The sequence below is a fragment of the Faecalibacterium sp. Marseille-Q4137 genome (assembly GCF_017377535.1).
Taxonomy (GTDB): Bacteria; Bacillota; Clostridia; order Oscillospirales; family Ruminococcaceae; genus Faecalibacterium; species Faecalibacterium duncaniae.
The window spans coordinates 111,071-131,266 of sequence record NZ_JAFREK010000001.1 but is presented as its reverse complement, the minus strand read 5'-3'; the positions used below and the strand labels follow the sequence as shown (position 1 = coordinate 131,266).

At 55.2% G+C, this 20,196-nt stretch carries 21 protein-coding genes; 12 read left to right on the top strand and 9 right to left on the bottom strand.

Going from position 1 to position 20,196, the window contains the following annotated elements:
* Positions 1 to 30 precede the first annotated feature (30 nt).
* The 12 genes from ligA (at position 31) to J3353_RS00635 (ending at position 9,842) form a co-directional block, all read left to right on the top strand.
* A complete protein-coding gene (ligA, locus tag J3353_RS00690) occupies positions 31 to 2,028 on the top strand; it encodes an NAD-dependent DNA ligase LigA (protein ID WP_207683864.1) in 1,998 nt (665 codons plus the stop codon).
* Between the two features lie 96 nt (positions 2,029 to 2,124).
* On the top strand, positions 2,125 to 3,045 hold the full coding sequence (locus tag J3353_RS00685) for an ATPase, T2SS/T4P/T4SS family (RefSeq protein WP_242699244.1): 921 nt from the start codon (positions 2,125 to 2,127) through the stop codon (positions 3,043 to 3,045).
* Entirely contained in the window at positions 3,042 to 3,500 is a 459-nt protein-coding gene (locus tag J3353_RS00680; protein WP_097771140.1) for a hypothetical protein, read from the top strand. Before J3353_RS00685 ends, J3353_RS00680 begins: the two co-directional genes overlap by 4 nt.
* Positions 3,501 to 3,525: 25 nt before the next feature.
* Positions 3,526 to 3,720, top strand: coding sequence for a stage III sporulation protein AC (gene spoIIIAC, locus J3353_RS00675; protein WP_005934292.1), 195 nt, complete (start codon positions 3,526 to 3,528; stop codon positions 3,718 to 3,720).
* The gene (locus J3353_RS00670) at positions 3,717 to 4,100 is read left to right on the top strand and encodes a SpoIIIAC/SpoIIIAD family protein (protein ID WP_207683862.1); all 384 of its coding nucleotides are present in this window, start codon (positions 3,717 to 3,719) and stop codon (positions 4,098 to 4,100) included. Before spoIIIAC ends, J3353_RS00670 begins: the two co-directional genes overlap by 4 nt.
* Entirely contained in the window at positions 4,097 to 5,182 is a 1,086-nt protein-coding gene (locus J3353_RS00665) for a stage III sporulation protein AE (RefSeq protein WP_207683861.1), read from the top strand. Before J3353_RS00670 ends, J3353_RS00665 begins: the two co-directional genes overlap by 4 nt.
* Entirely contained in the window at positions 5,182 to 5,475 is a 294-nt protein-coding gene (locus J3353_RS00660) for a hypothetical protein (RefSeq protein WP_207683860.1), read from the top strand. The genes J3353_RS00665 and J3353_RS00660 overlap by 1 nt, the downstream gene beginning before the upstream one ends.
* On the top strand, positions 5,472 to 5,981 hold the full coding sequence (locus tag J3353_RS00655; RefSeq protein WP_156061135.1) for a stage III sporulation protein AG: 510 nt from the start codon (positions 5,472 to 5,474) through the stop codon (positions 5,979 to 5,981). The genes J3353_RS00660 and J3353_RS00655 overlap by 4 nt, the downstream gene beginning before the upstream one ends.
* Before the next feature lie 30 nt (positions 5,982 to 6,011).
* Positions 6,012 to 6,620: a SpoIIIAH-like family protein gene (locus tag J3353_RS00650; protein ID WP_005934277.1), complete on the top strand. Its 609-nt coding sequence runs from the start codon at positions 6,012 to 6,014 to the stop codon at positions 6,618 to 6,620.
* 97 nt (positions 6,621 to 6,717) lie between these two features.
* Entirely contained in the window at positions 6,718 to 8,130 is a 1,413-nt protein-coding gene (gene radA, locus J3353_RS00645; protein WP_117476182.1) for a DNA repair protein RadA, read from the top strand.
* An 18-nt stretch (positions 8,131 to 8,148) separates the two neighbouring features.
* A complete protein-coding gene (locus J3353_RS00640; protein ID WP_207683859.1) occupies positions 8,149 to 9,336 on the top strand; it encodes a tyrosine-type recombinase/integrase in 1,188 nt (395 codons plus the stop codon).
* A complete protein-coding gene (locus tag J3353_RS00635; RefSeq protein ID WP_207683858.1) occupies positions 9,333 to 9,842 on the top strand; it encodes an N-acetyltransferase in 510 nt (169 codons plus the stop codon). Before J3353_RS00640 ends, J3353_RS00635 begins: the two co-directional genes overlap by 4 nt.
* 279 nt (positions 9,843 to 10,121) lie before the next feature.
* Here J3353_RS00635 and J3353_RS00630 read toward each other — a convergent pair whose 3' ends face one another.
* The 9 genes from J3353_RS00630 to J3353_RS00590 all read right to left on the bottom strand — a co-directional run bounded on the left by J3353_RS00630 (position 10,122) and on the right by J3353_RS00590 (position 20,192).
* Entirely contained in the window at positions 10,122 to 10,952 is an 831-nt protein-coding gene (locus J3353_RS00630) for an N-acetylmuramoyl-L-alanine amidase (protein ID WP_207683857.1), read from the bottom strand.
* Positions 10,953 to 11,038: 86 nt separating this feature from the next.
* Positions 11,039 to 13,450 (bottom strand): endonuclease MutS2, encoded by a 2,412-nt coding sequence (locus J3353_RS00625; protein WP_207683856.1) that lies wholly within the window; start codon positions 13,448 to 13,450, stop codon positions 11,039 to 11,041.
* A gap of 33 nt (positions 13,451 to 13,483) precedes the next feature.
* Entirely contained in the window at positions 13,484 to 14,230 is a 747-nt protein-coding gene (gene recO, locus J3353_RS00620) for a DNA repair protein RecO (RefSeq protein ID WP_098922348.1), read from the bottom strand.
* 51 nt (positions 14,231 to 14,281) lie between these two features.
* Positions 14,282 to 15,202, bottom strand: coding sequence for a GTPase Era (gene era, locus J3353_RS00615; RefSeq protein WP_005934257.1), 921 nt, complete (start codon positions 15,200 to 15,202; stop codon positions 14,282 to 14,284).
* A 51-nt stretch (positions 15,203 to 15,253) separates the two neighbouring features.
* Complete coding sequence (ybeY, locus tag J3353_RS00610) at positions 15,254 to 15,745, bottom strand: rRNA maturation RNase YbeY (RefSeq protein ID WP_005934255.1); 492 nt, start codon at positions 15,743 to 15,745, stop codon at positions 15,254 to 15,256.
* Positions 15,746 to 15,797: 52 nt separating this feature from the next.
* Entirely contained in the window at positions 15,798 to 16,760 is a 963-nt protein-coding gene (locus tag J3353_RS00605; RefSeq protein WP_035394446.1) for a PhoH family protein, read from the bottom strand.
* 218 nt (positions 16,761 to 16,978) lie between these two features.
* The gene (locus tag J3353_RS00600) at positions 16,979 to 17,866 is read right to left on the bottom strand and encodes a sugar phosphate isomerase/epimerase (protein WP_005934249.1); all 888 of its coding nucleotides are present in this window, start codon (positions 17,864 to 17,866) and stop codon (positions 16,979 to 16,981) included.
* Positions 17,867 to 17,898: 32 nt separating this feature from the next.
* Positions 17,899 to 18,909, bottom strand: coding sequence for a Gfo/Idh/MocA family protein (locus tag J3353_RS00595; RefSeq protein ID WP_207683855.1), 1,011 nt, complete (start codon positions 18,907 to 18,909; stop codon positions 17,899 to 17,901).
* A 56-nt stretch (positions 18,910 to 18,965) separates the two neighbouring features.
* Entirely contained in the window at positions 18,966 to 20,192 is a 1,227-nt protein-coding gene (locus J3353_RS00590) for a Gfo/Idh/MocA family protein (RefSeq protein WP_005934242.1), read from the bottom strand.
* Positions 20,193 to 20,196 lie beyond the last annotated feature (4 nt).

The window sequence follows — 20,196 nt, the reverse complement described above, 5'->3', positions numbered from 1 at the left end:
TTGGTATTGGGAAAAGGAGAGTAAACGAACGTGGAACTGGAACAGGCACGCAAACGCGCGGAAGAGCTGCGCGTGATCATTGAAAGGAACAACCGTTTATACTATGATCAGGATGCCCCGGAGCTGGAGGATTTTGAATATGACGCTTTGACCCGGGAACTGAAAGCACTGGAGGCAGAATTCCCGCAGCTGGTCACTGCGAATTCTCCGACCCAGAAAGTGGGCGGCACACCCAGCGGGCGCTTTGCCAAGGTGACGCATGCTGTAAAGATGGAAAGCCTGCTGGATGCGTTTTCCTACGACGAACTGCGTGATTTTGACCGCCGGGTACGGGAAGCCGGAATCGAGCCGGAATATGTCGTCGAGATCAAGATCGACGGCCTTTCCTGCAGCCTGGAATATGAAAACGGTGTGCTAGTGCGTGCTTCCACCCGCGGTGACGGCGTGGTGGGTGAAGATGTGACAGCCAATGTCAAGGCCATCAAGCGTATTCCAAAGACTTTGAAAAATGCCCCGGAATATCTGGAAGTGCGCGGCGAGGTCTACATGCCGCACGATGCCTTCCAGCACCTTTGTGCGGAACAGGAATTACAGGGTGCGGCACCGTTCAAAAATCCGCGCAATGCTGCCGCAGGGTCTCTGCGTCAGAAGGATTCTAAGATTACCGGCAGCCGGGGGTTGTCCATCTTCGTATTCAACGTCCAGCAGGTGCGGGGCAGGGAACTGACCAGCCATGCCGAAAGCCTCGATTACCTCAAGAGTCTGGGCCTGCCAGTCTCTCCGCGTTATCATATCGTGCACGATATCGAGGATGCCATTGCAGAGATCGAGCAGATCGGCCAGAACCGTGCCGCACTGGATTTTGATATGGACGGTGCCGTGATCAAGGTGAACAACTTTGCACAGCGGGAACTGCTGGGCTCCACCAACAAATTCCCGCGCTGGGCCATTGCGTTCAAGTATCCGCCCGAGGTCAAGGAGACCACATTGCGCAGTATTGAAGTCGGCGTGGGACGCACCGGCGTTCTGACTCCCACTGCCTGCTTTGACCCGGTGTTTCTGGCAGGTACCACGGTTTCCCGTGCCACCCTTCACAATGAAGATTTTATCCGTCAACTGGGTCTGTGTATCGGAGATACCATTCAGGTGCGCAAGGCGGGTGATATCATTCCGGAGGTCATCGGTGTGACCCGCCACGAACCGGACGCTCAGCCTTACCAGATGCCGGAATTTTGCCCTTCCTGCGGTGCCCCGGCAGTGCACCTGGAAGATGAAGCCGCATTGCGCTGTGTCAACCCGGAATGCCCTGCACAGGCACTCCGCAATATCATCCACTTTGCATCCCGGGATGCCATGGACATCGACGGTCTGGGCACCATGGTCGCCACGCAGCTGGTGGATAAAGGGCTGGTACACTCTGCGGCAGATCTCTATGACTTGACAATAGAGCAGCTGCTCACACTGGAAAAGTTCAAGGAAAAGAGCGCAAACAATCTTCTGCAGGCGATCGAAGCTTCCAAGCAGAACAATCTGGATAAGCTGGTGTTTGCGTTTGGAATTCGCAACATCGGCGATAAAGCCGCCGCATTGCTGGCAGAGCATTTTTGCTCTCTGCAGGCCATCCGGGAAGCAACCGAGGAGCAGATCGGCGAGATTGATGGCTTTGGCGGCGTGATGGCCCAGAGCGTGACTGAATTCTTTGCCAAGGATGGCACTACCGATCTGGTGCACCGCCTGGCCGATGCCGGTGTGAACATGCAGTGGAAGGGAGAGCCCAAGGGCGATAAGCTCGCCGGGAAAACGTTGGTCGTGACCGGAACACTGGAAACACTCTCCCGCAGCGAAGCCGAGGCACTTATCGTAAAGAATGGCGGAAAAGCAAGCGGTTCTGTTTCCAAAAAAACAGCGTATGTGGTGGCTGGTGCCGCTGCAGGTTCCAAGCTGACCAAGGCACAGGCACTGGGTGTGCCTGTGCTGACCGAAGCAGAGTTCCTTGCTATGATCGCAGAGGATAAGTCCCAGCAATAATCAGAAAACCTGTTCTATAAAGCCCGTACAGTTTGGATGCTGTGCGGGCTTTTCTGTGTCCTGTGGGTTCTAACCTCCGGGCCGGTGCATAAACTGATGGCAAAGGACACGGAAGGAGAACAGAAGATGGACGAGTATTATCAGGTGGTGCAGGCTTTGCCCCAATGGCTGGCAAGGCCGCTGGGGCAGCTCCCATCAGAAGACGCAGAGACTGTACATGAGCTGCGGCTCCGGCTGGGCTGTGCTCCACAGTTTACGGTGCAGGGGTGCAGCTGCACACCGACACAGCTGGCACCTGAACTGAACGCACTGCAAACGATGCAGCTGACCCCGTTGCAGATGGAAGAGATCCTGTTCACCCTCTGCGGCGGTTCAGTCCATACCCATCAGACAGAGATCGCACAGGGCTATGTCACACTGGAAAATGGATGTCGGGCAGGGCTTGGCGGGCGTTTTTTGCAAAACCCGGAACAGGGCACGGTTCTGCAGGAGCTCACCTCTGTCAACCTGCGCATTGCCCGGGAAAAGACCGTTCCGCTTCCACAGGAACTGACCGCAGCATTGCGGGGGCATTTCATCGGGATGCTTCTTGTTGGAGAGCCGGGCAGCGGCAAGACCACACTGCTGCGCAGTATTGCCCGGGAGCTCGTCCGGCAGCAGAAGATCCTTTCGGTCATTGATGAACGGCGGGAGCTCTTTGCCGGGAATGCGCCCGGCGAGGCGCTGGATGTTCTTGCCGGGCTCCCCAAGGGACAAGCAGTGCAGATGGTATTGCGCAGCCTTTCGCCACAGGTGATCCTGCTGGATGAGCTGGGAGGTCTGGATGAGGTCACAGCGCTGGAGCAGGGCCTGTTCAGCGGGGTGGATTTTATCGCCACCCTTCATGCTGCCACACCTGAAGAGGCGACCATGCGCCCACAGGTGAAATATCTGATGGAGCGCGGCGCGGTGCGGGTGCTCGTCTGGCTGACCGGCAGACAAGCACCCGGCTGCATCGGGGAGGTGCGGTTTCTATGAGCCCTCTGCGCTGGTTGAGTGTCTGCTGTTTTGTCGTCTGCGGCTGGTGCGCAGGCGACAGCTTTCATCAGCAGGCGCAGGCGCATCTGGAAGCCCTGCACAAAACGCTGGATCTGCTGGAAACGCTGCATCAGGAAATCAGCTTCCGCCGCAGTGACCTGAATCTTCTCTGCCGGAAGCTGATACAGGATGGGCAGCTTCCACCAGAAACGGTTTCGTTACAAACGCTGGAGCCCTTTCCCTCCCTGACCTTAGAAGAACGCACCCGCTTCTCAGAATGTTTTTCAGGCCTGGGACGGTTGGAAGCGGAGCAGGAGTGCAGACGGCTTGAATTGTATCAGGCACAGTTTCAGGCAGCCTTGCAGGAAGGTGAAGCTGCGGCCCGAACGCAGTCGATGCTTTCGCACAAGCTGGGCCTGGCCGCCGGGCTTGCAGCTGCCATTCTGCTGGGATGAATCAGCTCAAAAGGAGAGGACGCGGATGGAGATTGACCTTATCTTCAAAATTGCGGCCATTGGCATCATTGTTGCCGTGCTGAACCAACTGCTGATCCGCTCCGGGCGGGAGGATCAGGCAATGATGACGACATTGGCAGGTCTGGTGGTCGTGCTGTCCATCCTGGTCAAACAGATCAGTGTGCTGTTCGTTACCATCAAGTCGCTGTTTGCACTATGAGTGCAACCGTGGCTGTGTTCGGCATTGTGCTGCTCGCGGCACTGCTCTATGCGGTTCTGGAAAAGCAGGCCCCCGCCTATGCACTCCTGCTCTCCCTTGGGGCAGCGCTGGTGCTGCTGGTGCGGGCCGGGACAAGCATCCGGACAGTACTTTCCGGCATAGCACGCCTGGCTGGACAAGCTGACAGCGGGGCTTTTTCCTGCCTTGTACGGAGTGCGGCTATCGTTCTGCTGACAGATTATACCCGCACCCTGTGTGAGGAAGCCGGGGCAGAATCTTTAGGGTGGTGTGTTGGGCTGGCAGGTCGGTGTCTTGTACTGGCGGCGGCGTGGCCCTTGCTGGAAGAGATCCTGCAGACGATTGGGAGCATTGCAAGATGAAGAACTGGAAGTGGTGGGCTTTTCTGCTGGTGGGGACGAGCTTCTGCCTGTGCGCCCCGACAGCTTTTGCGGCAGAGAGTGCCGGTTTGCACACACAGCTGCCGGGAGCAGAGCTCTGGCAGCCTTATCTCGACCAAAGTCCTGTGGATGCTTTGCAGGTAGCAGAAGACCCGTGGAGCGTTCTGCAAAGTTTTTGCACTTCGTCGCTGTTCCAGACACTGCGGGAAAGCATCCGCGGTTATGCCGCACTGCTGTTGTTTCTGCTCCTGTCTGCCATAGTCAGTCTGTTTCTTGGGGAGGAAGGTGATCACAGCTGGTGTGACCTTGTCTGCGCCGGTGGGTGCGGGATCCTTCTGTGGGAGCCATTGCTTGAAATTGCCCGGCAGCTGTGTGCGCAGATTGAAAGCTGGAACCGCTTTCTCTCCGGTTTTCTTCCTGTCTATGCCGGTGTTCTGATCATGGGCGGTGAGACAAGTGCCGGGGCCGCCGCAAGCGGCTTTTTTCTGACATTGCTTTGTCTGCTGGCACAGGCCCTGACGGCCTTTGTACCGCCCATTCTGGAATGCTACCTTGCATTGAGCATGGCTTGCTGTATCACGGAACAGAGCTGCCTGGGGAACCTGTGCAAAGCGGCAGGGACACTGCTGCAAAAGGGACTTTCCCTTACTGGAAAGCTGCTGGCTGCACTGCTGGGATTCCAGCGCATCTCTGCCGCACAGCTCGACCGAACGGCGCTTCGCACAGGACAGTTTCTCACCGGCACCATTCCCATTGTGGGGCAGAGTTTGAGCGATGCTTCCGAGGCTGTTCTGGCAGGCATCCAATTGCTCAAAAGCGGCCTTGGAATGGCCGCTATCCTGATTTTATTGGCTGAGTTTCTGCCACTGTATCTCGGGATGCTTGCACATCTGGGATGTATCGTTCTCTGCGGGACGCTGTGCAGCCTGACCGGAAACAACCGTGGACAGGCACTGCTTACCTGTTTTGCTTCCGCTGTCCGGTGTATGATGGCCTGTATCGCACTCTTTTTCGGGCTGGCCGTAACAGGAACCGCACTTCTTTTTATGCTGGGAGGCGTTTGATGCAGACATTGAAAAGCGCAGCCGTGATCTTTTGCACTGCCTGTATCTGCGCAGAGCTGCTGGCCCGGCTCACAGGAAACAGCTGGGCCCGATGGTGCATAAAAGCCGTGGCTGGACTATATATTTTAGTGGTGCTTTTACAGGTCATCCCTCAGCTCCGGACAGAAGTTCAGTCCTTTTCTGTGCCGGATCTTTCGCCCGCATCCATGGGCACGCTGGAAGATGCCATTCGGGCTGAACTGGATGCCCGCAGCAGCGGACAGGAAGCAAAGGAGGGGAACCTTTCCAGATGAAGAGCAGGGAACAGAGCCTCTTTGCCGGTTTGCTCCAGAAGCAAAGCCGCACCCAGCTCGCAATCATTCTGGGTGTGGCGGCAATGCTGCTGATCTTATTCTCAGAATTATTCTCGACCCCCGCAAAACCCGCAGCAAGTGCGGGCAGTTCTGCTGCTGTTTCAGAAACTGTCTACCGGGAGCAATTGGAAACGCAGCTGAAAGAGCTGATCGAACAGCTCGATGGGGCAGGAAAAACCGTTGTGATGGTGACACTGGAAAGTGGGGAAGAAACGATCTATGCTGTGGATACGCAGTCCGGCCAGATGCAGAACCAGGAGACCCATGTTCTGCTGGAGGATGGCTCCGCCCTGGAAGAGACGACCTATCTGCCTGCCGTCTGCGGTGTGGCTGTTGTCTGTGATGGTGGGGGAGATGTCCGGGTCGCCGCCCGCATCACAGAGCTTGTCCGGGCACTGCTGGATCTTTCGGCCAATCGAATTTGTGTAGAACAGCGCAAAGGATAACGCACCATGTAATATAAGGAGGAAACAGCTATGAGAGCCATCTCGAAGAATACCCGCAAAGCAACAGCCATTACCCTGGCAGCAGCACTGGTCATTGCCGTTTACCTGAACTGGCAGTATGCCCGCACCGGTGTGACGCTGGAAGAGGATGCAGTCAACGTTTCTGCCGTCAGTCAGGAGACCGTTCCCGTTACGGATGAACTGATGACCGAAGCCGAGGCGGTTTCCAGTGCCAACAAGAATTATGGCGAAGCTCAGCTTGTGAGCGTTGCAAACAACAGCGGCTCCAAGTTCTTTGAGGAAGCGCGGCTCAAGCGGACCAAAGCCCACGATGAAGCCATGGACAGCATTCAGAAAGCGCTGAAATCCGCATCTCTCTCCACGGAAGAAAAGAAGGAGTACACCAGCCAGCTGACCGGAAACCTTGCGGATCTCAACGCGGAAAACGAGATCGAGACACTGGTCAAGGCCAAGGGGTTTGCGGATTGTCTCTGCTTTCTGCAGTCAGGTCGGGCCGATCTGACTGTTATGACCTCGGGCGATGCCTTAACGGCCGCACAGGTAGCGCAGATCCGTGACATTGTGTTGAGCAAGAGCAGTGTGACAGCCCAAAATATCACCGTTGTTGAGGTAAAGTAAGGGAGCAGTTGCGGCAGACAACAGAATGTGGTAAACTAAAACAGAACAATGAAATTGAGCGCCGCTTTTCCAGCGGCGTTTTTGCAGGGAGTGCACCATGAAGGAACCAAAGCTCAAAACTGTTTACGTCTGCTCCAACTGCGGCGAAACCAGCCCGCGCTGGATGGGCCGCTGCCCCAGTTGCGGAAGCTGGAATACCATGAATGAGGATGTTGTTGCGGAAGCGCCCAAGGCAGGGCTTTCCGGCAGCAAAGCGGCAGCACCTGCCCGGCAGGAGGGTGTTACTTCGCTGACAGCCCGGCGGTTGGCCGATATCAGCACTACGGAAGAGAAAAGCCGCATCCTGACCGGCATATCGGAACTTGACCGGGTGCTGGGCGGCGGCATTGTGCTGGGCGGCGTGGTTCTGCTCAGCGGAGAACCGGGTGTTGGCAAATCTACGATGCTTTTGCAGCTCTGCGGTGCCATCTCCAACCAGCATTCTGTTCTGTATATCACGGGTGAGGAATCTGTCCGTCAGGTCAAACTGCGTGCTGCACGGTTGAAAGTGCCGCAGGAGAATATTTATCTTGCTGCGGAGAACGATGTGGACGAGATCTGCGGCTTGATTGAAAAGGAAAAGCCGGAGCTTGTAGTCATCGACTCTATCCAGACGATGCGCTGTATGGATCTTTCTTCCTCTGCCGGTACGGTCAGTCAGGTCAAGGAGAGCGCCGCCCGTCTGCTGGCGGTAGCCAAAAAGCAGGAGATCCCCATGTTCATTGTGGGCCATGTCAACAAAGACGGAGCCATTGCAGGCCCCAAGGTCATGGAGCACATCGTGGATACTGTGCTCTACTTTGAGGGCGACAAGATGCTGCCTTATCGCATTCTGCGGGCCGCCAAGAACCGCTATGGCTCCACCAATGAACTGGGCATGTTTGATATGACAGGGCAGGGGCTGGAGGAGATCGAAAACCCTTCCCAGATGCTTTTGGAAGGCCGTCCGCTGGGGGTTTCCGGTAACTGCGTCGCCTGTACGATGGAGGGCAGCCGCCCCATTCTAAGCGAGATCCAGGCCCTTGCCACCAAAACGAATTTCCCGGCACCGCGCCGTGCCTGCAGCGGCTATGATTATAACCGCATGAATCTGCTCATTGCCGTTCTGGAAAAGCGGGCAGGGTATTTCTTTGGCAATCTGGATGTCTATATCAACATAGTGGGCGGCATTGCCCTGCGGGATACTGCCTGCGATCTGGCGGTCTGCCTGTGTATGGTGTCGTCTCTGCTGGACTGCCCCGTGAGCGATAAGCTCATTGCCATTGGAGAAGTGGGTCTGGGCGGTGAGGTGCGCAGTGTGCCCAACCTTGAACAACGCCTGCGGGAAGCCGAGCGCATCGGCTTTGAGCGGGCTGTGGTGCCAAAACACAGCCTTGCCCACCTGAATCCGGCAGATTATCCGGGCATGAAGCTGATAGGTGCGGCTTATATCTCGGATGCGATCCATGCATTGAAATCAGACCGGTTGTAACGAATTTACGGAGAAACTATGTCAATCTATCTTGATGAAAAAAATCCGGGCAAGCATCTGCCGTTTGATGATGCTTCGCCGGATATTGTGGAATATGTGCGGTACCTGGAGGTGATCGCGGGCAAAAGCGCCAACACTGCCTTCAGTTATTACTGTGACCTGCGCGGTTTTTCCCGTTTTATGAAACGCCGCCGCGGGCTGGTTCCAGCAGATACGGAGATCAAGGATATTGACCCCAAGGGTCTGGACACAGCCTTCTGGGGCAGTGTGAGTAAAGAGGACATCTATGAATATCTCTATTTCCTGAACCGCGAATGCGGCAACAAGAAATCCTCGACCGCCCGGCGGCTGGCCAGCCTGCACGGCTTTTATGATTACTTGGTCAATCAGGTCAATAAGCTGACAGAGAACCCGACTGCTTCCATCAAGCCGCCCAAGCAGGATAAAGTCCTGCCCAAATATCTGACAGCGGAACAGTCCATGGATCTGCTGGAGAGCACGCAATATCAGAGCGATTTTCCGGAGCGGGATTACTGCATGGTGGTTCTGTTCCTGAACTGCGGAATGCGGCTTTCTGAGTTGGTGGGCATGGATCTGGGCGATATCGACCTGGAACAGCGGCAGATCAGGCTCTTTGGCAAGGGCCACAAGGAACGGATGGTCTATCTGAATGAGGCCTGCGTCGAAGCCCTGCAGCTCTACCTGGCCAAACGCAACACGATGGAGGGCCTGAATCCAAAGGAAAAGGCTGTGTTTGTGACACGCCGCCGGAAGGAGCGCATTTCCAACCGCAGGGTGGAGCAGCTCGTCACCGGTGCCATGAAAGCGGCCGGGCTCAAGGGCTTTTCCACCCATAAGCTGCGTCACACTGCGGCAACGCTGATGTATCAGACCGGCAATGTGGATATTTTGACCCTCAAGCAGCTGCTGGGTCACAGCAGTGTGGGTACAACGCAAATTTATACGCATCTGCAAGAATTTCAGGTGCGTGCTGCCATTGAGCAGAACCCGCTGGGCACGGTCACACCCGAAAAAGCACGCTTGGATACAACAAAACGGGCAGCAGGGGAGAACAGAGGGGAAAATAACGCCGATTCGACGGATGTTGAAAAATCTACCGGTCCGATGGAAGCTTTTGAGGGTGCTGCCAATGATGGCATCCGGGTGGATATCTCTTCTATGACCGGGGATAAGGAAACTGTATGAACTATATCAACTTCTCTAAGAGCTATCATGTACGGATGTTGATAGAACGCGATATTCCGTTGATTTTGGCTCTTTGTGAGATAAACACACAGTTTTATGAACATTGTCCGCCATTTGTAACTGCGGAAAGCATTCGGGATGATATGTGTGCCTTGCCGCAGCGCAAAATGGACGAACCTCAGGATAAGTATTATCTCGGATTTTTTGATGATGCCGAGCAGCTTGTGGCTGTGATGGACTTTATTGACCATTATCCAACGGAACGAAGCTGCTTCATCGGATTCTTTATGATGGAACGTTCTGTACAGGGACATGGCATTGGAAGCAGGATTATCACAGAGCTGTGTGTGTATCTGCACAGTCTGGGTTACGAGTATATCCGGCTGGGTTATGTGGATGGCAACAAGCAAAGTGAATCGTTCTGGAAAAAGAATCAGTTCACAGATACCGGATTGAGAAATCACACGCAGGACTATACGGTCGTTGTAATGAACCGGATGCTGTAATAGATCAAACAGATCAATAACAGGAAAAACGTGTGTAAAAAACGCAAAATACACAGTTATTGTAAAACAGGCCGCCAGAGCTCAGATTGAGCCGAGGCGGCTTTAAAAACGCCCAAAACTGGAAAAGAGGGCTTTTTCACTCCCCTATGTTTCGCATAACCTGCATTATACGAAAATGTAATAATCAAAAAATCAGACCCTCCTCTCTCTTCCCGCTGCGGGTTCTGAGATCTCAGAGGGTCTGACCGATCAACTGTTGTTATAGAAAATATGTACCCATCACTCTTCCGGCAATGGTGTGGTTTCAAAGTATGCGCAGATCGCTTCATAGTATGCACGAGCAGTCCGCTTACATCCGTCCTCACTGCCGAACCGGGCTACGTCCGTATCGCTGGTCACAAAACACTGTTCCGCCAGCACAGCCGGACAATTTACATCTTCCAGAATCGTAAAGCTGCGCTCTACCCGCACTTCCTTGTGACTGCTCTCCACCAGCTGTTTTACTTCACCCTGGTAATAAATGTATCGGACTCCCCCGCGTCCCCGCAGGCTGGCTCCTGCCGCCTGCATAGCCCCGGCAAGCTGCTTTGCAAAATAATAGCTCTCCTGATGGTATGCTCGTCCCGGAACAGCCGGATAACATTCAAACCCGGCTGCGCTGGAGCCTTCGGGTGCTGAATTGCCGTGGACAGACAACAATAGATCCGGATTCTGTGCATTGGCGGCAGCGGCGCGTTCAGCAGGTTTTGCGGTGCTGTCGTAACTTTCCCGGGTGGTCAGTGGGATATAATTGGGGTCACGCTCCAGCCAGGCGCTCAAAGCCTCCGCTGTGGCAGCGGTCATCTCGCTTTCCTGCACCACTCCCCTTGCACCCGGATCTGAGCCGCCATGTCCTGCATCGATCACAATACGGTACGGCGGCTCACCGATGGTCGGACGAAAATCATCATCGTCCACGGTCGGTGTTGGCTGTCCAATGGAGAAAGCCGCCTGCCACAGATAAAGCCCAAAACTGACACCAATAAAACAGAGAACCAGAACCACTGCGCTGCCAAAGGAAAAGCCATTGCCCCTTTTCTTTCTTTTGCGCTGTACCGAATGTTTTGCCATGATGACTTCCCTGCCGTTTTATAAGAAACGCCCGCCCAAAGAATGATCTTCCGGACGGGCGCTACCGGGAAACTCCCGGTATGTTTTTACTTCAATTCAACCACGGTCACACCGCTCTCACCCTCACCATAACGGCCCAGCCGGAAGCTTTTTACCATCCGGTTTCCGCGCAGATGTTTGTGGATCGCGGTGCGCAGAGCACCGGTACCATTGCCATGGATCAGGTACACCACTGTCTGCCCGTTCAGAATGGCGCGATCGATATAAGCATCCACCTCAGGCAGAGCCTCATCCACAGTCAGGCCCAGCAGATTCAGCTCCATTTTGGCCGAACGTTGCACACGCTCTACCCTGCCGTTGGGCCGGTTTGCATCGCCCGTCAGGCGGGAATAACGCTGCTGTGCCTTGGTTTTGGGCTGAGGCTCTTTGATGAGCTTATCCGGCTGCTTCAGGCCCTTGAGCGGGACCTTGGTCTTGATGATGCCGGCACGCACCAGAACATCGCCGTTTTTATCCGGCAGTGCCAGCACGGTGGCCAGCTGGTTGAGCTCTGCAATACAGACCTCCTGCCCTACCTTGACTTCTTTCAGTGGGACAAACTCCTTGACAGGGTTATGCACCACCTCAGTGCCGATAAAGAGCTTTTCGGACTCTTTCTTAGCAATCTCGCGGGCACGTTGGGCTTTCTGCTGGGTGCTCAGGCGCTCGTCCTTCTGCAGCTGGCGCAGCTCATCGGTCAGTGCATACGCCTTGCTTTCCACCTGCTGTGCCAGCGCACGTGCCTTGGCACGGGCAGCTTCCAACTCGTTTTCGCCCTGCTGGATCAATTCATCCCGCTTTTTTTGAGCGGCCTCCAGCTGGTGAGAAGCCTCGTTCTTCAGCTCCTCAACCTCGTCCTGGCTCTCTTTCAGCTGCAGCTTCAGGTCGTCCAGCTGGCCCAAAACTGCATCCAGGCGCTTATCCTCGGCAGACAGATGCTGTTGGGCTGCCTCAATGACACGCTCCGGGATGCCCAGCTTCTCACTGATGAGGAAGGCGTTGGACTTGCCGGGCACACCTACGCTCAGCTTGTAAGTCGGGCGCAGTGTCTCCAGATCAAACTCGCAGCTGGCATTGACTACACCCTTGGTTTCCAGCGCAAACACCTTCAGCTCGGCGTAGTGAGTGGTTGCCATCAGCAGCACACCGCGGCGGCGTAGTTCCTCGATGATGGCAACGGCCAGCGCTGCACCTTCGGCAGGGTCAGTGCCCGCGCCAAGCTCATCCAATAAGACCAGCGTGTGCGGCATGGCAAGTTCCAGAATACCGGTGATCTTCTTCATGTGGCCGGAGAAAGTAGAAAGGCTCTGTTCGATGCTCTGCTCATCACCGATGTCCACAAGAAATTCATCGAACACGCAGATCTCACTGCGTTCATCGGCAGGGATCAGAAAGCCGCACTGTGCCATTGCACACAGCAGACCCGCCGTTTTCAGGGTGACGGTTTTACCACCGGTGTTCGGGCCGGTGATGATGAGCGAATCGTACTCTTTACCCAACGCAATGTCCACAGGTACACACTTTTTGGGGTCAATGAGCGGATGACGCGCCCGAATGAGCGAAAAGGAGCTGTCGGTGCGGACAGAGGGCTTGAATGCCTTCATATCCAGAGCCAGACGAGCCTTTGCCAACAGCACATCAATTTCCAGCATTGCCTTGTAGCTGTACTGGAACTGAGGCTCAATGGCGGCTACCTGTGCCGTAAATGCCACCAGAATGCGTTCGATCTCCTGCGCTTCTTGTGCACGATACTGCAGAATGCGTGCATTTGCTTCCACGACCGCCTGCGGCTCCACAAAGACAGTAGCACCGGTGGACGAGACATCATGGATGATGCCGCTCACCTCGCCGCGATACTCGCTCTTAACGGGCACAACATACCGTCCATTGCGGATGGAGACCACACTCTCCTGCAAATACTTGGAGGTATCCATATTGCGGACCATGCTTTCCAGCCGGTCGCGTATGCTGTTTTCCGTAGCGCGGATTTTTTTGCGCAGCTCGTTCAGGGTGTGGGAAGCCGTGTCTGCCATGGCATCCGGAGCCAGAATGGCGCTGGAGATCTGCTGCTCCAGCCCGGGCTGGGGTGCCAGTGCATAGAACAGGTCATCCGTAGGCAGGGCATCATGTTCCGAGGAGCCATACCAGCTGGTCAGGTTCTGAAAGTTGCGCAGAGCGCCGGCCACCATCAGCAGTTCCCCCATGGAGAGCACACCGCCCTTGACCGCACGGGCTGCCAGAGAGCTGACACCCTCTACCCCGCCAAAGCGTGGAGACCCGTTTTTGATGAGCAGACTGTTGATGGCATCGGTCTGTTCCAGCGCGTAACGCACCTCATCTGGGTCGCACTGAGGCTCCAGAGCCTGCAGCTGCTCTCTAGCTTCCTTGCACACGCAGCCCTCGGATGCACGCGCAATGATCTTATCAAGCTCTAAAGTTTTCAAATAGCTTGTTTCCATGTTTGTTCCCTATATCAAAATTGTTTATCCCGGTCAAGGCAGAACGGATTTCAAAAAGTCGTAACTTTTCAGCGGTTTGTCCAGGTGGGTCAAAGCGTAGCGCTCTGCCACCGCAGACAGCTTTGCCAGACTGCCGACCGAGATTTTGAATGCAAATATTTTCTTATCTTCTACAAGGCAGATATGACGCAGGGCATACAAGGCACCCATGTCCAGATTGCAGGTTTTGCCCGCCTTTTTCGCACAGTCCTCACAGAGCAGAATGCCCTCCTGCGGGTCAAGATAAAACGCGGGGCCATCGTATTTTTCACAGATCTTGCAGCAGACCAGCTGCGGCAGAAAGCCGCACTCGCTCATGGTGCGCAGCTCAAACACAGCCTTGACCACGTGCAGGTCGGTTTTCCCCTCGCTGATCATATACAGGCAGTTCAGCAGCAGGCGTAGTTCCTTGGCAGCTTCCTCCCCCGTAGGAGAAAGTGCCGCCGCCATCTCGGCAAGATACATGGCAAGGCTCATCCCCTCGATGGTGGAGGAAATGCCGTGAAATACGTTGCGCACTTCTGCTTCTCGGATGGTGTACATATTCCGGCCGGGTAGCAGCACAAATTCAGAGTAGCAAAAAAGCCCGCAGGCGCTGAATAATTTGTTCTTCAGCCGCAGGCTGCTCTGTGCTGAGGCCGAAATGACCCCCAGCTCCGGTGTAAGAATGGTCAGAATCCGGTCAGATTCCTTGTACCGGGTCTCTTTTAACACAAGCCCAGGTGTTACGATCGTGTCCATCTGCATATTCTCCCTGCCCGAGCAGTGTCCTGGGCAATGTAAAGAGAAAAATCAACGATTATTCGGGTTCTGTTTGAAGCCAAAGTTGTTCAGCAGAAACTCATTGTCCCGCCAATCTGCTTTGACCTTGACCCAGCACTGCAGGTTGACCCGGCAGCCCAGAAACTCTTCGCAGTCCGCACGGGCAGAGCTGGCAATCTTTTTCAGCATCGCACCGCCCTTGCCAATGACCATGCCCTTATGGCTCTCGCGCTCGCAGTAGATATTTACATCAATATCAACCAGATCTGTACCGGGGCGCTCCTTGAAGCGCTCCACCACGACTGCAATGCCATGCGGGATCTCATCCCGCATATACAGCAGTGCCTTTTCACGGATGACCTCCGCCACCAGTTCCTTTTCCGGCATATCGGTGTAGGCATCATCGTCAAAGTAGTGTGGGCCCTCCACAGCATACTGGCTCAGGGCATCGAACAGTTCCTCACAGTGGTCGTCCGCCCGGACGCTTACGGTGTAAATGGCATCAAACACACCCAGCTCCTTGAGCTCAGCCTTGCGGGCTTCCAGATCAGCAGGCTCCTTGACAAGATCGGTCTTATTGATGACTGCAATGGCAGGGCCGCCGCTGCTGCGCAGAGCGTCCACCAGAACCATTTCCGGCTCATTCAGGGCACCGTATGGCTCAAACAGCATCATAGAGACATCCACATCCGCGATGGAATCGCTGGCCGTCTTGTCCATCCGCTTGCCAAGCTTGTTGTGGGCCTTATGCACGCCCGGGGTGTCCAGCAAAACATACTGCAGGGGGCCGCGGGTCACAACGCCGGTGATGCGGGTGCGGGTCGTCTGGGGTTTGGAGGTGACAATGGCCACCTTCTCCCCCACCAGACGATTGGTCAGGCTGGATTTGCCCACGTTCGGGCGGCCGATGACCGCTACGAACACAGATGAGGTATCGTAATGCTGCTGCATGGGTGCTGCGTTTTTCAAAATAGAACTCCTATCCTTTGCCAGTATCTTTGATCATTCCGTATAGCTGACGGTGCGGGGCAGGCCAAGCTGGGTCAGCACAGCCTCTTCCTTTTCGCGCATCCGCATAGCTTCCAGACCACCGTTCTCATGGTCGTAGCCCAGCAGATGCAGCATGGAGTGAACGGTCAGGAAAGCGACTTCACGCTGCAGCGGATGGCCGTAGAGCGTTGCCTGCTCCTGAGCACGTTCCATGCTGATGACGATATCCCCCAGCATCTTGCAGCCGTTGTTCTCATCCACATCGTAAACGCCGTTTTCTCCCAGAGGAAAGCTCAACACATCGGTGGGCATCGGCTTGTTGCGGTACTGATTGTTCAGCTCTGCAATGGCAGCGTTATCCACAAAAGTCACGCTGATCTCAGCAGGCTCATCGAAGTGCTCATATTCCAGCACAGCATTGCAGGCACGGCGGATCAGGATCCGCAGGCCAGAAGGCACTTTTACGGCTTTCTGTGAATTGGTAATCAAAACTTTATTGGACATAACATTCCTCTCCCTTCATTTTATGCTGCAATTGCAGCTTTCCGCGTCGGTTTCAACGCTTGGCCGGGTGCGCAGCCGCTTCGTAGGCCTTGATGATCTCCTGCACCAGACGATGGCGGACAACATCCTTCTCCGTAAAATAGCACTGTGCAATGCCATCCACGTTCTTGAGAATATGCAGCGCATCCACAAGGCCGCTGCGGGTACGGTCCGGCAGATCGATCTGGGTCACATCGCCGGTCACAACCACCTTGGAACCTACACCCATACGGGTCAGAAACATCTTCATCTGCTCCGGTGTGGTATTCTGCGCCTCATCCAGGATGATAAAGGAATCATCCAGCGTGCGGCCGCGCATATATGCCAGCGGAGCAACCTCAATGATCTGCTTTTCCACCAGGCGCTCATAGGTCTCGGCACCCAGCATATCGAACAGGCCATCGTAGAGAGGACGCAGGTAAGGGTCTACCTTCTGCTGCAGATCACCGGGCAGAAAACCCAGCTTCTCGCCTGCTTCCACGGCGGGGCGGGTCAGCACAATGCGGGAAACATCCTTGGCCTTGAACGCTTTGACCGCCATCGCAACGGCCAGGTAGGTCTTGCCGGTACCGGCGGGACCTACGCCAAAGGTCACAGCATTCTTGCGGATAGCATTCAGATATTCCTTCTGTCCCAGTGTCTTGGGGCGGATGGGGCGGCCCTTGACTGTGACCGTGACAAAATCCTCAGTCAGCTCCCGGACACGCTGCTCCTTTCCATCGTGAGCAAGGCTCAGGCAGTAGCGCACCGTCTGATCCTCCAGCGGCGTGTGGTTTTCGATCAGGAGCAGCATCCCCTCCACGGCACGCACAGCAGCGGCCACGTTGGCCTCCTCGCCAGAGAGGCGAAGCATCGTACCCCGGCAGACTGCCGTGACAGAGAACTCCTTTTCCAATAGACGAATGTTGCGGTCACAGTTGCCAAAGATGGCAGCGGCGATCTCCACACTATCCAACTCAATACTTTTTTCGGCCATGTAGCTCCTCCAGCGGTTTATGAATTTCCACATCTATTGTACCACCAAAGGCTCAAATAGAAAACTGTGAAACTTGCACAAAATATTTTCAACATTTTGGAGCGTGTTACAAAGCAGAACCCTGAAACATAAAAAATCGATGCTGCTCTGCATTTCTGCAAAACAGCATCGATTTCATTTATCGGATCGTAAAAAACGACTCCTCAGAAACTTTTCAATTAGAACCAGTCGCCGAAGCCCATCTTGACCAGGTTGTCGTGGCTGATCTTCAGGCTATCGAACGGATCACGGCCATAGCAGTCATCCTGCTCCACCAGGAAGTACTCGCCGCCGCCCTCCAGGCCAGCCTGGATGATAGCGGGCATATCCAGAGTGCCTTCGCCAACCTCAGCAAACTGCACAATGTTGGTGAAGTTGCTCATGAACTTCATCATGCCTTCCTTGCTGGTGAAGTCCACGCCGCCCTCGGGGATGGGCATCTCACCGATGCGGTAATCCTTCAGGTGGACCAGACGGATGCTGCCGGCATACTTCTTGATGAACTTAACAGGGTCCTGGCCGCCGCGGTGGATCCAGTGGCTGTCCAGCTCAAAGCCCAGAGCAGGAGCATTTGCGCGGATGATGTCCAGCAGGAACTCGCCGTCGTAACGAACGAACTCCACGTGATGGTTGTGGTAGTACAGGTCAATGCCGTCTTCCTTCAGCTTCAGAGCATACTCATTTGCTTCCTTGGCGAAATCCACGGCCTTCTGGTAGTTGCCCATGCAGGTCATGGGCAGCATGCCGATGCGCAGCATATCGCAGTCCAGCTTACGGCAGTCCTCAACGATCTTCTTATAGTCGTCGGGATTGCACAGGAACTCGCCGGGCATACCGGGCAGCATGGGAGAGGTGGATGCGGTGCAGGAAGAGACATTCAGGCCCAGCTCATCGATTGCCTTGCGGAAGCCTGCAACGTTCTCAGCGGTCATGGGGACCTGAGAGATCTCGACACAGTGATAGCCGATATCAGCCAGCTTGCCCATGCTCTCGTATGCGTCGAAGTGAGGCATCTTAGCGGGGGCAATGGTGCTCATCTGAACACCGATCAAACCTTTGTTTGCCATGGTTCATTTCTCCTTCTATTTGTGTTTTGCGGTCACGGAGCAACGGGATGGCCAGCCTTGCTGCTTGCATGGATGGCATCGATCAGCCGGATGCTCATTTCCGCATCTCTTACATGGATATAATCGTCTGTGTTGTTCTCAATGGCGCGGTAGAACTTGTCGATCAGGATGCCATGAGAAGCACCAAAATAGAACTTGGCACCGGGCAGCTTCTCATTCTCGCACAGCTTGGTGCGCACACCATCTGCGTCGATCCGGAACAGGGCATCATCCTCGATCAGGAAGGAAGCCTTTTCACAGGCAACCTTGATCTGGACGCTCTCGTTGGTGTAATCACAGTTGGTGGCAAAGAACACACCGTTTGCACCATTAGCAAAGTGCAGGCGGGCAGCTACGGTGTCCTCGACCTCAATACCGTAATCTGCCAGCTGATTCACTGAGCCATGGATGGCATCGATATCTCCGCACAGATAATACAGCAGATCCAGCGTGTGGACACTCTGGTTGATCATGCAGCCGCCGCCAGCAGTTTCCAGCTGGCCGCGCCAGGGCTGTTCGTCATAGTAAGCCTTGCCGCGGAACCAGGGTACAAAGCCGCGGCAGCCGATGACCTTGCCATATTCGCCGCCATCGATGATCTTTTTCAGTTCAACGGTGGTGCGGTTCAGACGATTCTGCAGGCAGATGCCGATCTTGACCTCAGGGTGCGCAGCCTCAAATTCCACGAACTCCTTGGCCTGTGCGGTGTTCAGACCCACCGGCTTCTCGCAGAAGACATTTACACCGTGGGAAGCAAAATACTCCGACACGGGCACATGCAGGTAATGCGGCAGGCAGAGATGTACCACATCGGGATGCTCCTTTTCCAGAAGCTCCTCATAGTCCGTATAGAACGGCACGGCCTTTGCTACAGCAGGCAGCTTTTCCTGCACAGCGGGATTGTTATCGCACACGGCACACAGTTCGATCTCAGGATTTGCCACAATGATGGGCAGATGAACCTGAAAGATGGTGCCGCAGCCAATGATCGCAGCTCTTTTCATGGAAACGCAACTCCTTGTAAGCCTGGAACAGGCATTGCTTTTTTCAGGGATACTGATTACTCGCGGACGGGGAACTTGCCCTCAGCCTCGATCAGCTTGTTCAGCTCAGCAGCATACTCCTCGGGATCGCAGGGGTTGGAGACCTCGCGGCCGGTCCATGCAGACAGCTGGCTGCTGTTTGCCAGGTTGACACCGTTGATGCCGTCCTCGCCGGGAGCCAGCAGCGGGCTGCCGGTCAGGATGTGAGCAGCAAAGTTCTGCATAACGGTGGTGTGCTGGAAGCCCCAGCCATCGTTGTTCTCAAAGGTCTCTTCGGTGTACAGCTTGGAGCCTGCACCGTTGCCGCTGGTCAGCATGGCAACTTCCATCATGTTCATGTGCTCGTTCAGGTAATCCTCAGTGCAGGGGTTGCCTTCCTTATCGATGTAGTGGTAGACATGAGCGGTCTTGCTGTTGTCAACAACGATCTTGCCGCCGTCCAGGTCGATCTCCAGACGATCGGTGCCGATGGCATCGTGGGTGCAGGTAGTGAAGGTGCCGGTAGCGCCGTTAGCGAACTCGACCAGCATGGTCACGTCGTTCTCAACGCCGATGTTACGATGGCAGCCGTTGATGTTCTTGGAGAAGACCTTCACGGGGATACCGCAGATCCACTGCCACAGGTCGAGCTGATGGGGAGCCTGGTTGACCAGGACACCGCCGCCTTCGCCGCCCCAGGTAGCACGCCATGCGCTCTGCTGGTAGTAGCTGTCAGGACGCCACCAGGAGTTGATCATCCACTGAGAGCGGCGGATCTCGCCCAGCTCACCGCTGGCAACGATTTCCTTGATCTTCTGATACAGCTTGTTGGTGCGCTGGTTGAACATGATGCCGAAAGAAACCTCAGGATGAGCCTTAGCGCAGGCGATCATCTTCTGAACATCCTTGCTGCGGACACCTGCGGGCTTCTCGCACAGAACGTTCATGCCATGCTCCATAGCGTAGATGGAGATCTCGTGGTGCAGGTAGTGAGGAACGGTGGTGATGATGGCATCAACAGTGCCGCTGGCGATCATATCCTTCCAATCCTTGAAGAAGGGCACATCGGGGTACTGCTCCTTGCACATCTTCTCCTTCTCGGGGTCGATATCACACAGAGCGCCCAGTGCGCAGTTGTCGGGGCACGGTGCGCAGACCATGCCGGGGAACGGAGCGGGAGCGTTGGTCAGGAAGCGAGCATAGCTGCCGCCCTGAGCACCGATACCGATCAGGCCATAACGAATCTTTCCTTCAGTCTTTTCCATTTGA

Coding starts and splice junctions, on each gene's coding strand:
- J3353_RS00650 (WP_005934277.1), top strand. CDS start 6,012: ATGAGAGCCATCTCGAAGAATACCCGCAAAGCAACAGCCATTACCCTG.
- ybeY (WP_005934255.1), bottom strand. CDS start 15,745: ATGTCCAATAAAGTTTTGATTACCAATTCACAGAAAGCCGTAAAAGTG.
- J3353_RS00670 (WP_207683862.1), top strand. CDS start 3,717: ATGAGTGCAACCGTGGCTGTGTTCGGCATTGTGCTGCTCGCGGCACTG.
- J3353_RS00595 (WP_207683855.1), bottom strand. CDS start 18,909: ATGAAAAGAGCTGCGATCATTGGCTGCGGCACCATCTTTCAGGTTCAT.
- J3353_RS00590 (WP_005934242.1), bottom strand. CDS start 20,192: ATGGAAAAGACTGAAGGAAAGATTCGTTATGGCCTGATCGGTATCGGT.
- J3353_RS00640 (WP_207683859.1), top strand. CDS start 8,149: ATGTCAATCTATCTTGATGAAAAAAATCCGGGCAAGCATCTGCCGTTT.
- radA (WP_117476182.1), top strand. CDS start 6,718: ATGAAGGAACCAAAGCTCAAAACTGTTTACGTCTGCTCCAACTGCGGC.
- J3353_RS00655 (WP_156061135.1), top strand. CDS start 5,472: ATGAAGAGCAGGGAACAGAGCCTCTTTGCCGGTTTGCTCCAGAAGCAA.
- J3353_RS00625 (WP_207683856.1), bottom strand. CDS start 13,450: ATGGAAACAAGCTATTTGAAAACTTTAGAGCTTGATAAGATCATTGCG.
- J3353_RS00630 (WP_207683857.1), bottom strand. CDS start 10,952: ATGGCAAAACATTCGGTACAGCGCAAAAGAAAGAAAAGGGGCAATGGC.
- era (WP_005934257.1), bottom strand. CDS start 15,202: ATGCAGCAGCATTACGATACCTCATCTGTGTTCGTAGCGGTCATCGGC.
- J3353_RS00685 (WP_242699244.1), top strand. CDS start 2,125: ATGGCAAAGGACACGGAAGGAGAACAGAAGATGGACGAGTATTATCAG.
- J3353_RS00665 (WP_207683861.1), top strand. CDS start 4,097: ATGAAGAACTGGAAGTGGTGGGCTTTTCTGCTGGTGGGGACGAGCTTC.
- J3353_RS00600 (WP_005934249.1), bottom strand. CDS start 17,866: ATGGCAAACAAAGGTTTGATCGGTGTTCAGATGAGCACCATTGCCCCC.
- J3353_RS00680 (WP_097771140.1), top strand. CDS start 3,042: ATGAGCCCTCTGCGCTGGTTGAGTGTCTGCTGTTTTGTCGTCTGCGGC.
- J3353_RS00660 (WP_207683860.1), top strand. CDS start 5,182: ATGCAGACATTGAAAAGCGCAGCCGTGATCTTTTGCACTGCCTGTATC.
- J3353_RS00635 (WP_207683858.1), top strand. CDS start 9,333: ATGAACTATATCAACTTCTCTAAGAGCTATCATGTACGGATGTTGATA.
- J3353_RS00605 (WP_035394446.1), bottom strand. CDS start 16,760: ATGGCCGAAAAAAGTATTGAGTTGGATAGTGTGGAGATCGCCGCTGCC.
- recO (WP_098922348.1), bottom strand. CDS start 14,230: ATGGACACGATCGTAACACCTGGGCTTGTGTTAAAAGAGACCCGGTAC.
- spoIIIAC (WP_005934292.1), top strand. CDS start 3,526: ATGGAGATTGACCTTATCTTCAAAATTGCGGCCATTGGCATCATTGTT.